Origin of the sequence: Novacetimonas maltaceti (assembly GCF_002906255.1) — a bacterium.
Lineage (GTDB): Bacteria > Pseudomonadota > Alphaproteobacteria > Acetobacterales > Acetobacteraceae > Novacetimonas > Novacetimonas maltaceti.
In genome coordinates, this window is sequence record NZ_POTC01000004.1 from 77,663 (window position 1) to 92,376 (window position 14,714).

Sequence of the window (14,714 nt, forward strand, 5' to 3'; positions counted from 1 at the left end):
AGCCATGATGACGAGGGTGAACCTATGAACTGGACACTTGCTCTGCCTGAAATCGTGCTGGCGATATCGGGCCTCGCCATCCTGGTGTTCGGCGTGGTGCAGAAACGTGAAAATCCGTTTTTCTCCTGCTCCATGCTGGCGATGGCGGCATTTTTCATCACCGGCCTGCTGGTGCTCTTTACGCCTGACGGGGTTGGCTACAACCATATTTTCGTCAATGACGACTTCGCGCGCTTCATGAAGATCCTGTCGCTGTGCGGTGCGTTCCTCGCGACGATGATGAGTGTGGGCTATGCCCGCGAAATGGAGATCGCGAAGTTCGAATTCCCGGTGCTGATCCTGTTTTCCACGCTGGGCACGATGATGATGGCGTCGTCGGGCAATCTGATGACGCTGTTTGTCGGGCTGGAACTGTCGTCGCTTGCGATCTACATCCTGTGCGCCTTTGCCCGTGACCAGGTGCGCGCGGCGGAGGCGGGGCTGAAATACTTCGTCCTCGGTTCCCTGGCGTCGGGGCTGCTGCTGTATGGCATCGCACTTGTCTATGGCTTTGCGGGCACGCTGGAATATGGCGGGCTGCAGACGGCGGTGGCGGGGACTGCGGCGCTGCCGACGGGGCTTATGATCGGCATCGTCTTCATGCTGGTCGGCCTGTCGTTCAAGCTGTCGGCGGTGCCGTTCCACATGTGGACGCCTGACGTGTACCAGGGATCGCCATCGTCGGTGACGGCCTACATGGCCGGCGCGCCAAAGATCGCGGCCTTTGCCGTGCTGCTGCGGGTGATGATCGGGCCGTTCGGCCACATGACGGAGCAGTGGCGCCTGCTGATCGAACTGGTGTCGGTGGCTTCCATGCTGTTCGGTTCCATCGCCGCGATCGCGCAGACGGACATCAAGCGGCTGATGGCGTACTCCTCCATCGGGCACATGGGATACGCCATGATGGGCATGGCCGCCGCCACGCCGGAGGGCACGCGCGGGACGCTGGTCTACCTCGTGACCTACCTGTTCATGAATGTCGGCGCGTTCGCGGGCATTGTCGCGATGCGGCGCAAGGGCTTCGCCATGACGCGCATTTCCGACCTTGCCGGACTGGGCAGGACCGCGCCGGGCATGGCGGCCGCGATGGCCATCTTCATGTTCAGTATGGCGGGTGCGCCGCCGCTGGCTGGATTTTTCGGCAAATTGATGGTTTTCTATGCGGCCATCAACGCGCACCTGTATGCGCTGGCGGCCATCGGCGTCATCAGCAGCATCATCGGTGCCTATTATTATGTCCGGATTGTCAAGGTCATGTTCTTTGATAAGGCGGGGGAAGCCTTCGACCGTCCCCCTGTCTCCCTGTCGTTCATTTCCGTGGGCATGGGCCTTGTGACCTGCCTGTTCATCGTGGTCCTGGGGCCGGTTTCGACCGCAGCCCAGGCCGCCGCGCAGGCGTTGCTGAGGTAATGCGGCCCATTACCGATGTTACGGTCGTGGAGGTGCCACGGATCCATGCGGGTCCGTGGCATCTTGAAATTCACGGGGAACTGGGGTCTACATCCGACCTCTGCCTGGAGCGCGCGCGCGACGGCGCGGCGGAGGGACTGGCGATCCTTGCGCTGAAACAGACGCGCGGGCGGGGCAGTCGCGGGCGCGGATGGGTCGATCCGGGCGGCAACCTGTCGATGTCGGTCCTGCTGCGTCCGGGGCAGGACGCAACCCCGGTGGGGCTGTGGCCGTTCATCGCCGGACTGGCTTTTTACGACGCGCTGGCCCCATGGGTGGGGCCGGGGCATGCGCTCAGCCTGAAATGGCCCAATGACCTGCTGCTCGACGGGCGCAAGGTCGCGGGCATCCTGATCGAGGCCGGGGGAGCGGGCGACGGGCGGTGGCTGTCGCTGGGCATGGGGGCCAACCTGTGCGTGGCGCCGGTGATCGAGGGGCGTGACCTGGCCTGCATGGCCGATGCCGGTCCCGCGCCGGATGTGGGGAAGGTGGCGTCCGCCGTGCTGACGATGCTCGACATCTGGATGGCGCGGCATGCGCAGGACGGGTTCGACGTCATCCGTGCCGCATGGTTGCAACGCGCCCACCCGGTGGGTACGCCGGTGCGTGTCGTCGCTGCCACGGGGACGGTGTGCGGGACGTTCGGGGGGATCAGCGGCGACGGACTGCTGCTGCTGCGCACGCCCGACGGGGTGCGGGCCATCTCCACCGGCGAGGTCCTGCTGGGCACGGCATGACGGGCCGTCGCCACTGTTGGGGCAGGGTGGCAGGGATGGCATGGGAACGGCCGGAATTCATAATGCGTTTGAGCATGGGGGATTACATGTTAATCCCTTATACCCATATTGATGGGTAGAAGTCAGGTCATGCCGACCTGCGTCGAGCCCCCGCTCGTGCCGACATGCCGCCACAGGTGGCTGTCGTCATGGATGCGGGCGTGGCTTCGCGGGGAAGGGGTGGCCGTGGCGCGAAAGGGCGCCGGACAGAAGGTTTTGTCCCCGGGACACGGGACACATGGGCACGGAATTCTGGTGGGGGGTGCGCCCCTGCCTGTCTGAAAATGGAAATATGAACAGTGTACAGAAGGGTATCATATGAATGACATGACCGCACTGGAATTTCTCCCGCTGGGGGGAACAGGCGAAATCGGGATGAACCTCAACCTCTACCGCCAGGGCGACAGCTGGCTGGCGGTGGACTGTGGCATCGGCTTCAGCGGCAATGACACGCCAGAGGCCGAGATCCTGCTGCCTGATCCGGTCTTCATCGCCGAACGCCGCAAGGATCTGGTCGGTCTGGTCATCACCCATGCGCATGAGGATCATCTGGGCGCCGTGGCGCACCTGTGGCCGCAGCTGGGTTGCCCGGTCTATGCCACGCCGTTTGCCGCCGCCGTGCTGCGGCGCAAGCTGGGGGAGGCGCAGCTGCTCCAGCAGGTGCCCATCCATACGATCCCGACCGGTGGTGCTTTCACCGTTGGCGATTTCGACCTGCGCTTCATCCCCGTCACCCATTCCGTGCCGGAGGCGCAGGCCCTTGTCCTGCGCACGCCGCAGGGGATCGTGATCCATACCGGTGACTGGAAATTCGACCCCAACCCGCTGGTGGGGCCGCCGACCGACATCGCCGCGTTCGAGGAACTGGGCCGCGAAGGCGTGCTGGCGATGGTGTGTGACAGCACCAATGTCCGCACCGAAGGTCCCTCCGCGTCCGAGGCGGATGTCCGCCGGGAGATGACGAAGCTGGTCGCAACGCTGGAGGGGCGGGTCGCGGTGACCTGCTTCGCCAGCAACGTCGCGCGCGTGGAGACGATTGCCAAGGCCGCGAAGGCCGCCAACCGCGTCGTTGCCGTCGTCGGCCGGTCCCTGCGCAACCTTGAGGTGGCCGCGCGGGAATGTGGCTACCTTTCGGATATCCCCCCGTTCCTGTCGGAGCAGGAGGCCAATTCCGTCCCCGACAACCAGATCCTGCTGATCGTGACCGGCAGCCAGGGGGAACCGCGTTCCGCCCTGTCGCGCATCGCGGTGGACACGCATCCCAACATCTCGCTGGGCGAGGGGGATAACGTCATCTACAGCAGCCGCATGATTCCGGGGAACGAGCAGGCGGTCATCCAGGTGCAGGACAACCTGACGCGGCGCGGGATCAACGTGATCACCGACCGTGACCATCTGGTGCATGTGTCGGGCCATGCGACGGGGGGCGACGTGCGCCGCCTGTATGAAATGGTGAAGCCGAAATACCTTGTCCCCGTGCATGGTGAATGGCGCCACCTGACGGCCAATGCCGCGATCGCGCAGGAACTCGACATCACGCCGGTCCTGCTGGAGGATGGCGACATCCTGAACATGAAGGACGCGTCCTTCGACGTGGTCGATACCGCCCCGACCGGGCGGCTGGTCCTTGATGGGGGACGGCTGCTGCAGATGAATGGCGGCGTGCTGTCGGCGCGTCGGCGCATGCTGTTCAACGGCGTCGTGCTGGGCAGTTTCGCGGTGGACGAGGAAGGCTACCTGATCGGCGACCCGAAGGTCAGCGCGCCGGGCCTGCTGGATGCCGAAGACCCCGAGACGGCGCGCGTGACGGAAGAATTCGGCAATGCGCTGGATGAAATCCCCGACGAACTGCGCGGCAATGACGTGACGTTCCGCGATGCGGCCAAGACGGCGCTGCGCCGCGCGCTGGGGCGCAAGCTGCAGAAGCGCCCGCTGGTGGACGTGCACCTGCTGCGGGTCTGACATTTCCACATCCCGCTGCCGTTGGCGCGGGGAGAGGAATTTGAAATGGCAGGGGACAGCGCACCGTCTCCTGCCATTTCTTTTTTATAGGACGTTTTTCCCTAAACCCGGCGGCGTTTTCGACACTCGGATCGTGGAGGCAATGTAGACGTGGCCGATGGGGCGTGTCACCTGCCTCACGCGGATGTTGAACGGCCGGAGGGGGGCGTTTTCGATCACGCTTGGGTGTGGTGGTGCAACCCGCCGCCATGGGGCGTGCAGATGCCCCATTCCACGGTTGATATTATTGGGTTACGGTTCGCGCCGTCTGGATCGGTTCTGAACATAAGGTTGATACGCACATGCGTCTGTCCCGCAGCTTTCTTCCCACACTCAAGGAAAACCCCGCAGAGGCGCAGATCACCTCGCACCGCCTGATGCTGCGGGCGGGTCTGATCCGCCAGACCTCCGCGGGGATCTATGCGTGGCTGCCAGCGGGCCTGAAGGTGCTGCGCAACATCGCCAACATCGTGCGTGCCGAACAGGATGCCATCGGCGCGCAGGAAATGCTGATGCCCACGCTACAGTCTTCCGAACTGTGGAAGCGTTCGGGCCGCTATGACGCCTATGGCCCCGAAATGCTGCGCATCCGTGACCGCCACGAACGCGACCTGCTGTACGGGCCCACGAACGAGGAAATGGTGACCGACCTGTTCGGGCAGGTGGTCAAGTCCTACCGCGAACTGCCGCAGGTGCTCTATCATGTGCAGTGGAAGTTCCGTGACGAGGTGCGTCCGCGCTTTGGCGTGATGCGCGGGCGCGAGTTCTACATGAAGGACGCCTACAGCTTCGACGTGGATTATGACGCGGCAGTGGATTCCTATCGCCGCATGATGCTGGCCTACCTGCGCACGTTCCAGCGCCTTGGCGTCAAGGCGATCCCGATGGTGGCCGATACCGGGCCGATCGGCGGCGAACTCAGCCACGAATTCCTTGTCCTTGCCCCCACGGGCGAAAGCGGCGTGTTCTTCGACGGCGCGTTCGAGGAACAGGACTGGCTGTCCGAGGCGGTGGACATTTCCGACCGTGAGTCGCTGGCGAAGTTCTTTGCGCGCATGACCTCGTTCTATGCCGCGACGGACGAAAAGCATGACGAGGCGCAGTGGGCGAAGGTGCCGCCCGAGCGTCGTCGCGAAGGACGCGGGATCGAGGTGGGGCACATCTTCCATTTTGGCCGCAAATACACGGAATCTATGGATATTTCCGTCAGCGGCCCCGATGGCGCGCCCCTGTATCCGGAAATGGGGTCGTATGGCATCGGCGTCTCGCGCCTGGTCGCGGCGATCATCGAGGCCAGCCATGACGAGCAGGGCATCATCTGGCCGCAGTCGGTTGCCCCCTTTGCCGCCGTCATCATCAACCTCAAGAATGGTGATGCGCAGTGCGATGAAATCTGCGAACGCCTCTACGCTGCGGCCCCCGAGCACCTGCTGTATGACGATCGCGGCGAACGTGCGGGCGTGAAGTTCGCGGATGCCGACCTGATGGGCCATCCGTGGCAGGTCATCGTCGGCCCGCGCGGTGCGAAGGCCGGGATCGTGGAAGTGAAGAACCGCGCGAGCGGCGAGCGGAGCGAGATGCCGGTCGACGCGGTGCTGGCGCATATCGGCGTGGGCGCCTGACCCGCATGTTCGGCCCCTTTGAACGCGCTGTCGCCGGGCGTTACCTGCATGCCCGGCGGGGGGAGCGGTTCGTTTCCGTCATTGCGATCTTCTCCCTTGTGGGCATCGCGCTGGGGGTTGCGACGCTGATTATCGTCATGTCGGTCATGAACGGTTTCAAGGCCGACCTGCTGGGGCGGATACTGGGGCTGAACGGGGATCTCAGCGTCTATGGCGTCTCGCGCACGATCACCGACTATGACGCGCTGGCGGGGCGGATCCGCAGGGTGGCCGGGGTCGAGGCCGCCAATCCCCTGATCGAGGCGCAGGTGCTCCTCAATTCCGGGGGATACAACGCGGGCGGCCTCGTGCGCGGGATGACGCAGGACGACCTGCGGGGGTTGAAGGAAATCAGCAATTCCCTCGTGGCGGGATCGCTGGATGAGTTCGGGTCGGACGATACCATTGTCGTCGGCACGACGCTGGCGGAACGCGCGGGCCTGACCGTGGGCGCGCGCCTGACGCTGGTTTCGCCCAACGGGGCGGCGACGGCGTTTGGCACCATGCCACGGGTCCGGGCCTATCGCGTGATCGCGATTTTCGATGCGGGCGTGAATGACTACAACGCCAGCTATGTCTTCCTGCCGCTGCATGCGGCGCAGGTCTATTTCCAGATGCCGCATCAGGTGACGCAGATCCAGGTCATGACCCGTGATGCGGAAAATGTCGGCCCGATCCGCACCAGTATCGAGCAGGCGCTTGGCGGCACGCAGGTGCGCGTCATGGACTGGACACAGAGCAACAATGCCTTCTTCGGCGCGGTGCAGGTGGAACAGAATGTCATGTTCCTGATCCTGACGCTCATCATCCTTGTCGCGGCATTCAACGTGATCTCCTCGCTGATCATGATGGTCAAGGACAAGACCGCCGACATCGCCGTGCTGCGCACCATTGGCGCGACGCGCGGGGCGATCATGCGCATCTTCCTGATGTGCGGGGCGTCGGTGGGGGTGACGGGCACCATCGCGGGCACGGCGCTGGGGATCGTCTTCTGCCTCAACATCGAACGCATCCGCCAGGGGTTGCAGAAGATCACCGGCACGGACCTGTTCAATGCGGAGGTGTACTACCTTGAGCACCTGCCGGCGAAGCTGGTCTGGTCGCAGGTGTTCGAGGTGATCGCAATGGCGCTGGCGCTGTCGCTGCTGGCGACGCTGTATCCGTCATGGCGCGCGGCGCGCACCGACCCGGTGGAGGCCCTGCGCCATGAATGACCGCACTACGCCGCCGCTGCCCCTGCAGCTTGAGCAGGTCAGCCGTTCCTACCGCAGCGGGGAGGAGACGCTGCGTGTCCTCGACGGCGCGGACCTCGTGCTGCACCCCGGGGAGATCGTCGCCCTTGTCGCCCCTTCCGGCACGGGCAAATCGACGCTCCTGCATCTTGCGGGGCTGCTGGAACATCCCGATGCCGGGCGCGTGGTGATCGACGGGGTCGATGCAGGGCGGCTCAATGATGCGCAGCGCACGGAAATCCGGCGCGACCGCATTGGCTTCGTCTATCAGTTCCATCACCTTCTGGCGGAATTCACGGCGCGGGAGAATGTCATCCTGCCGCAGATGATCGCGGGCGTGTCGCGCCGCCATGCCCGTGCCCGCGCGGATGAACTGCTGGGTGCGTTCGGCCTGTCGCACCGGCTGGATCACCTGCCGGGCAAGCTGTCGGGGGGGGAGAAGCAGCGCGTGGCCATTGCGCGCGCGCTGGCGAACCGGCCGCGCATCCTGCTGGCGGATGAACCGACGGGCAACCTTGATGTGCAGACATCGGACACGGTGTTCGACGCGCTGATCGCGATGGTGCGTGACCATGGGGTCGCGGCCCTGATCGCCACGCACAACATGGACCTTGCGGTGCGCATGGACCGTATCGTGACCCTGCGCGACGGACGGCTGGTGGAGGTCGTGGCCACCGAGGCCTGACGGTTGGATGGGGCGTTGCCGCGTGCCTGCGCGCTGCGATAGGATGCGGCCATGTCCCATGCCGATTTCATCCACCTGCGTGTCCATTCCGCCTACTCCCTGAGCCAGGGGGCGATCCGCGTTCCCGAAATCATCAGCCTTGCGCATGAAATGCGCATGCCCGCCGTTGCGATCACCGATACGGGCAACATGTTCGGTGCGCTGGAATTTTCGCAATACTGCTCCAAGAAGGGCATCCAGCCGATCATCGGCTGCCAGATTGCGCTGCCCGCGCGCTCAGACAAGCCGGGCAGCCCGGCGGAACCGATGGTCCTGCTGGCGCGTAATGAAACCGGCCTGATGAACCTGCAGTACCTGTCCTCGGCCGGGTTCCTGCAGCACGAAACCGATGAACCGACGGTGCCGCTCGACCTTTTGTGCGAACGCGCGGACGGGCTGTTCCTGATGACCGGCGGCACGCGCGGGCCGCTGTTTCGCATGCTGGCCGAGGGGCTCGAGGATGACGCCGCTCGGCTGCTGGCGCGGCTGCACCAGGCCTTCGGGCGGTATATGGCGGTGGAACTGCATCGCCACGGCCTTGCCGCCGAACGCGCGGTGGAACCGGGGATGGTGGCGCTGGCCGATCGCATGGGCATCGCGCTGGTGGCGACGAACGAGTGTTTCTTCCCGCGTCCCGACATGTATGAGGCGCATGACGCCCTGCTGTGCATTGCGCAGGGGCGCACCATGGCCGAACAGGACCGCTGGCGCGTGACGCCCGAACACTGGTTCAAGCCACCGCACATGATGCGCGAACTGTTCGCGGACCTGCCCGAGGCTTGTGACAACACGCTGGAGATCGCGCGCCTGTGCGCCATCAAGGTGGAAACGCGCAAGCCGCTGCTGCCGGTCTGCCCCAAGGTGGCGCCCGGTGCGACGGAGGAGGAGACCCTGCGCGGCATGGCGCGTGACGGGCTGGAACGCCGCCTTGCGCGCATGAATGTCGATGAGGAGACGCGCCGGGTTTACGAGGAGCGGCTGGCCTTCGAACTCGACATCATCGCGCGCATGGGCTTTCCGGGCTATTTCATGATCGTTGCCGACTTCATCCAGTGGGCGAAGGCGCATGACATCCCGGTCGGGCCGGGGCGTGGTTCGGGTGCGGGGTCGCTTGCGGCATGGGCGCTGACGATCACGGATATCGACCCGATCCCGTTCAACCTGCTGTTCGAACGCTTCCTCAACCCCGAACGCGTGTCGATGCCCGACTTCGATATCGATTTCTGCCAGGACCGGCGTGACGAGGTCATCCGCTACGTCCGGCAGGAATACGGCCCCGACCGCGTAGCGCAGATCATCACGTTCGGAAAGTTGCAGGCCCGCGCGGCGGTGCGCGACGTGGGGCGCGTGCTGGGCCTGTCGTTCGGCATGGTCAACAAGGTTGCCGAACTGATCCCCAATAACCCGGCCAAGCCGGTGACGCTGAAGCAGGCGATCGACGGGGAGCCGCGCCTGCAGGAAATGCGCGACAATGACGAGACGCTGCGTCGCCTGATGGAAATCGCCCTGCAGCTTGAGGGGCTGTTCCGCCATGCCAGCACCCATGCCGCGGGCGTCGTGATCGGGGACCGTGAACTCGTCGAACTCGTGCCGCTGTATCGCGATCCCAAGAGCGACATGCTGGTGACGCAGTACAACATGAAGTTCGTGGAACAGGCGGGGCTGGTCAAGTTCGACTTCCTTGGCCTGACGACACTGACGATCCTGCAGCGTGCGGTGCAGTTCCTTGAACGCCTCGGCGTGAAGGTGGACCTTGCTGCGCTGCCGCTCGATGACAAACTGACCTATGACATGCTGGCGCGGGGCGATACCGGCGGGGTGTTCCAGTTTGAAGGCGCGGGCATGCGCGACGTGCTCAAGCAGATGCGCCCGACACGGCTGGAGGACCTGATTGCGGCGGTGGCGCTGTACCGACCGGGTCCGATGGCCAATATCCCCGATTACTGCCGGCGCAAGCATGGCGAACCGTGGGAACCCCCGCACGAGGAAATCCGCGATATCCTGTCCGAGACCTATGGCATCATGGTCTATCAGGAACAGGTGATGCAGATCGCGCAGAAGATGGCGGGCTACAGCCTTGGCGGCGCGGACCTGCTGCGGCGCGCGATGGGCAAGAAGATCCGCGAGGAGATGGACAAGCAGCGCGTGATCTTCACCGAAGGGGCGACGAAGCGCGGCATCGACCATGACAAGGCGGTCGAGGTCTTTGACCTGATGGCCAAGTTTGCCGACTATGGCTTCAACAAATCGCATGCTGCGGCCTATGCGCTGGTGTCGTACCAGACGGCGTGGATGAAGGCCAACCACCCGGTGGCCTTCCTTGCCGCGTGCATGTCGCTGGCGCGGGAAAAGACCGAGAAGCTTGCGGCCCTGCGGCAGGAGGCGGAGCGCCTGGGCATCAGGGTCCTGCAGCCTGACATCAATGCCTCGGACGCGGATTTCACGGTCGAAAAGCTGCCGGATGGGCAGTATGGCATCCGCTATGCCCTTGCGGCGGTCAAGAAAGTCGGGCTGAGCGCGATGCAGGCGCTTGTTGCCGTGCGGGGGGATCGTCCGTTTATCGACATGGCGGATATCGCCGCGCGTATCGACCCGCGCAATATCAACAAGATGCAGTTGGAAAACCTGGCGCGCGCGGGGGCGTTCGACACCATCCTGCCCAACCGGGCGCAGGCCTGCGCCGCGGCCGAGACGGTGCTGCGCCGTGCGCAGTCCCATGCGCAGGAAGCGGCCAGCGGGCAGATCGGCCTGTTTGGCGGGGGCGGTGGCGGTCCTGCCCCGCGAGAGACGCTGCGTCTGCCATCGGTGCCGGACTGGCCCGAATTTGACCGCCTGAACATGGAGGCCGATGCCATCGGGTTCCACCTGACGGCGCATCCGCTGGATTCCTATGGCCCGCTGATGCGGCGTCTGGGCGTTGTGAAATCCACCGGGCTGGAGGCCGCGGCGCAGGCGGGGATCACGCGGGTGAAAATCGCGGGATGCGTGGTCGATCGCAAGGAACGGCCCACACGCACCGGCAACAAGATGGCATGGGTGCGCCTGTCGGATGAGAGCGGCGGGTGCGAGGTCACGTTCTTTTCCGAAGTCCTGTCGCATTCACGCGAAATCCTCAGCGCGGGGAACGCGGTTGTCGTGACAGCGGACCTGCGCCTTGATGGGGAGGCGCTGCGTATCACCGCCTCCGCCGTGATGGAACTGGAACAGGCCGCCGCCGATGCCGCCGCTGAACTGCGGATCTGGTTCGACCGTGCCGACGCCATCGAACCGATCCGCGATATCCTGCAGGGGCATAGCGGGGGGCGTGGGCGCATCATCCTGCTGCCTTCGGTGGCGGAGACGCGGGATGTGGAGGTGACACTTGGGGAACGGTATCGCGTCACGCCGCGCATCGCGCAGATGATCAAGTCTATCGAGGGCGTGGGACGGGTCGAGCAGTTTTAAGACAGTGTTCGGGTGCCGCCTTTTTCAGAAGGCGGCGTTCTCCCGAAGCTTTTTGAAAAAAGCTTCACCAAAAACTTTATTCTGTTTTCGGTGAAAATCGACCGACAATTTATTCCTGTTACGAACAAAAGCTTTTTGGTTCTTTTTTCAAAAAAGAACAGGACCTCTCCACACCCATCCGCCACACCACGCGAGAGCGTGAACGCCCCATCGGGAAACCCCCGTTCGGCAAGCGGCGTTGCGCACAGGTCATCCGATGTAATTCCCAGAAAGGGGAGACACTCAATGACCGAATCGAATTTCTTTACCCGTGCCGGTGATTTCCTGACGGGCGCTACCGGCGACCAGTCCGGGCTTATTACCGTATTGAATGAAATACTCGGCCCCATCACGCGCAAAGACCAGCCCACGCGGCTGGAGGCACGGTCGCGCACCCCTGAAATCATGGACATGGTGTCGCACTGGCAGGTGCAGGACAGGCCCGGCCCCACGACCGAGGCCGTGATCCATGCCCTGTTTTCCCCTGAGGAAATCAGGAGATTTTCGGATGAAACCGGCCTGTCCGCCCCGGCTGCGATGGAAATCCTGAAGGATATCGTCCCGTTGTGCGCGCGTGACCGCAAGAAGCGGCAGCTGCGCGCACCTGACGAAGTCCGCTAGCGCCACGCCAGGGGCGGAGGGGGATATGAAAATCCCGCCTGTATATCTGTTGTTTCTGCCATGGCTTGCCCCCGTTCCCATTGTCGGCATGGGAACGGGATGGAACATGGAGTAGGGGGCGCGCATGGCAATGGCATGCGGCGTATCGAATGGTCATAGGGTGGTTCTGACGTTTTCATGATCATGACACATGCGGCGGGGGAGGGCTGGACCCAGTTGGGTGAACTCGGCCTTGCCTTCGTGCTGTCGGGACTGGTGGGGCTGGAGCGCGAGATCCGCCAGAAAAGCGCGGGCCTGCGGACCTATACACTGGTGGGCGTGGCGGCCGCCCTGTTCATGCTGGTATCGAAATACGGGTTTACCGACGTGCTGGAAAAGGAGCGCGTCATCCTCGACCCGTCGCGTGTCGCGGCGCAGATCGTGTCGGGCATCGGCTTCATCGGCGGTGGCGTGATCTTCATGCGGCGCAATGTGGTGCGCGGGCTGACCACGGCGGCCTCGGTCTGGCTGACGGCGGCACTCGGCATGGCCTGCGGGGCGGGACTGCTGGCGCTGGCGATCGCGACGACCATCGGCCACTTCATCATCATGTTCATCTTCCCGCGCCTGTTGCGCCATATCCCGCGCGAACACCAGGCCAGCACGAATGTCAGCGTCACCTATGCGGATGGCAAGGGCGTGCTGCGCCATATACTGGTCGAATGCACCCGCCTGCGCTTTGGGGTCGATCACGTGCGCATCGAACGCGACGACACGTTTGCCACCGCGCGGGAGGCCGTGCAGGACCAGGCGGATTACGAAGGGACCGATATCGGGGTGCCCGCCATGTCATCCGCAGCACGGCGGCAGGTGCGCCTGTCGATGCAGGTCAGCGGCAGCGGGCAGGTCTCGCGCCTGATCGCGGCCCTGTCGGAACTGCCCGGCATCGTGGCGGTGGGCACGCTGGAGGACGGGCAACTCGACTGATGGCAGGCGGGCCATGAAAAAGCCCCGGCATGCGGGTGCGATGCCGGGGCCATGGTTCAGGGGAAAGGGGGACGTTACTGGAAGCGGATCAGGTGGGCGCGGCGGTCCCGCCCGAGGTCATAGGCGCCGCCCTGTTCCAGGATGGCCTGATGGATGCGGTCCACCCGTTCGGTATGGCGGCGGCCGCGACGTTTCTGCGCAATGCCCTGTGCCTGAAGGTTCCTGCTGCCGGCAGCACGTCCAATTTCGTGTTTCAGCTGCCCCATCAGAATATTCGTCTTTGCAAAGAGCATGTCCGTGAACTGATACATGTCACTCTCTCCTTGATGGTGGCCGCACTTTAATGGGCGCCCATCACGAGATGAGCATATTGCATCCCTGATATGCAATAAAAAACATACTCGCAGTGCGTGTAGTTTTGTTGCGCCTCACCCCGCGCGGAGATCGTCCAGACGGTCGAGGCGGCGCAGGCCGGGGAACATCCGCATCCACAACAGGGTCACGAGGAGGGTGCCAGCACCGCCCAGCGCCACGGCCTCCACCGGGCCGACCAGCGAGGCGAGCATCCCGCTTTCGAATTCCCCCAACTGGTTGGATGACCCGATGAACAGCATGTTGACGGCGGAAACCCGCCCGCGCATGGAATCGGGCGTGCGCAACTGCACCAGCGCGCCGCGCACGACCACGCTGATGACATCCGCCGCCCCAAGGACCGCGAGCGCGAGGATGGACAGCGGCATGGAGGTGGAAAAGGCGAAGACGATGGTCGCCACGCCGAATGTCGCGACGGCGGCGAACATGCACGCGCCCGCACGGTGGTTGAGTGGCTTCCACACAAAGAACAGGGCGCACCCGACCGCCCCCATGGCGGGCGCCGCACGCAGCAGGCCCAGCCCGGTCGGCCCCGCATGCAGGATGTCGCTGGCATAGACCGGCAGCATGGCCGTTGCCCCGCCCAGCAGCACGGCGAACAGGTCCAGCGAGATCGCGCCCAGCATGTCGGGGCGTTCGCGCATGAAACGCCAGACCTCCACGAACATGGAGACGGAAAGCGGCTGGCGCGCCCGCACCATGTTGCGCAGCGGCAGCAGGAACGTGCCCACCATGGCGGTGCCAAAGCCCAGCGCGCAGACGATGTAGCACATGCCGGCCCCCGCCCCGTACAGCAGTCCCCCCACAGACGGGCCGGTCACCGCCGCCGCCTGGAACAGCGATGACGACACCGCCGCCGCGCGCGCAAAGGCGTGTGGCGGCACGATGGAGGGCAGGAAGGTCTGCTGGCACGGCATTTCGAACGCCCGTGCCGCGCCGAACACCATGACCATGGCATAGATCATGCCCGGCGTCGTCCATCCCCCGAACGCGGCGATGGCCATGACCAGCGCGGATGTGGCCTCGATCGCCTGGCAGGTCATGGCGATGCGGCGGCGGTTCATGTGGTCGGCCGCGTGCCCGGCCACCATGGTCAGGCAGATCATGGGCAGGAACTGCGCCAGCCCCACCAGCGCGAGGGCGCGCGCGCTGTGGGTAAGGGCATAGATCTGCCACCCCACGGCCACCGCCTGCACGCACGAGGAGAAGGAGGACAGCGTCCGCGCCATCAGGAACGCCAGCAGCCCCGGATGCAGTGCCAGCCTGCCGGCTGCCGGTGTTGTCCCGGCGGGGGCGGCGTCATCACCATCGGCGTCGGCCTGCGTGGGGGTGGTGGGCGTGGCGGGAAAATTCTTCGGTCGCGTCATGGTGCCTTACGCTATAGCAGCCA

Annotated in this window: 11 protein-coding genes; 9 read left to right on the forward strand and 2 right to left on the reverse strand. The window is 64.6% G+C overall.

Going from position 1 to position 14,714, the window contains the following annotated elements; all coding sequences use genetic code 11:
- Positions 1 to 24: 24 nt before the first annotated feature.
- The 9 genes from nuoN to KMAL_RS02890 all read left to right on the forward strand — a co-directional run bounded on the left by nuoN (position 25) and on the right by KMAL_RS02890 (position 12,952).
- Entirely contained in the window at positions 25 to 1,449 is a 1,425-nt protein-coding gene (gene nuoN / locus KMAL_RS02850; RefSeq protein WP_110094253.1) for an NADH-quinone oxidoreductase subunit NuoN, read from the forward strand.
- Positions 1,449 to 2,225, forward strand: a complete 777-nt coding sequence (locus KMAL_RS02855) for a biotin--[acetyl-CoA-carboxylase] ligase (protein ID WP_110094254.1) — start codon at positions 1,449 to 1,451, stop codon at positions 2,223 to 2,225. The genes nuoN and KMAL_RS02855 overlap by 1 nt, the downstream gene beginning before the upstream one ends.
- Positions 2,226 to 2,582: 357 nt before the next feature.
- The gene (locus tag KMAL_RS02860; RefSeq protein WP_110094255.1) at positions 2,583 to 4,226 is read left to right on the forward strand and encodes a ribonuclease J; all 1,644 of its coding nucleotides are present in this window, start codon (positions 2,583 to 2,585) and stop codon (positions 4,224 to 4,226) included.
- 341 nt (positions 4,227 to 4,567) lie between these two features.
- Entirely contained in the window at positions 4,568 to 5,887 is a 1,320-nt protein-coding gene (gene proS / locus KMAL_RS02865) for a proline--tRNA ligase (protein ID WP_110094256.1), read from the forward strand.
- Positions 5,888 to 5,892: 5 nt separating this feature from the next.
- Complete coding sequence (locus KMAL_RS02870) at positions 5,893 to 7,140, forward strand: lipoprotein-releasing ABC transporter permease subunit (RefSeq protein ID WP_110094257.1); 1,248 nt, start codon at positions 5,893 to 5,895, stop codon at positions 7,138 to 7,140.
- A complete protein-coding gene (locus KMAL_RS02875) occupies positions 7,133 to 7,843 on the forward strand; it encodes an ABC transporter ATP-binding protein (protein WP_110094258.1) in 711 nt (236 codons plus the stop codon). Before KMAL_RS02870 ends, KMAL_RS02875 begins: the two co-directional genes overlap by 8 nt.
- 51 nt (positions 7,844 to 7,894) lie before the next feature.
- On the forward strand, positions 7,895 to 11,326 hold the full coding sequence (gene dnaE, locus KMAL_RS02880) for a DNA polymerase III subunit alpha (RefSeq protein WP_110094259.1): 3,432 nt from the start codon (positions 7,895 to 7,897) through the stop codon (positions 11,324 to 11,326).
- Positions 11,327 to 11,611: 285 nt separating this feature from the next.
- Positions 11,612 to 11,986, forward strand: coding sequence for a hypothetical protein (locus KMAL_RS02885; RefSeq protein WP_110094260.1), 375 nt, complete (start codon positions 11,612 to 11,614; stop codon positions 11,984 to 11,986).
- A 177-nt stretch (positions 11,987 to 12,163) separates the two neighbouring features.
- Positions 12,164 to 12,952, forward strand: a complete 789-nt coding sequence (locus tag KMAL_RS02890) for an MgtC/SapB family protein (protein WP_180999724.1) — start codon at positions 12,164 to 12,166, stop codon at positions 12,950 to 12,952.
- A 74-nt stretch (positions 12,953 to 13,026) separates the two neighbouring features.
- On the opposite strand, the gene KMAL_RS02895 is transcribed toward KMAL_RS02890, so the two are convergent.
- Both KMAL_RS02895 and KMAL_RS02900 read right to left on the reverse strand, forming a co-directional pair.
- Positions 13,027 to 13,263, reverse strand: a complete 237-nt coding sequence (locus KMAL_RS02895; RefSeq protein WP_180999725.1) for a CsbD family protein — start codon at positions 13,261 to 13,263, stop codon at positions 13,027 to 13,029.
- A gap of 117 nt (positions 13,264 to 13,380) precedes the next feature.
- A complete protein-coding gene (locus KMAL_RS02900; RefSeq protein ID WP_110094261.1) occupies positions 13,381 to 14,691 on the reverse strand; it encodes an MFS transporter in 1,311 nt (436 codons plus the stop codon).
- Between the last annotated feature and the right edge of the window lie 23 nt (positions 14,692 to 14,714).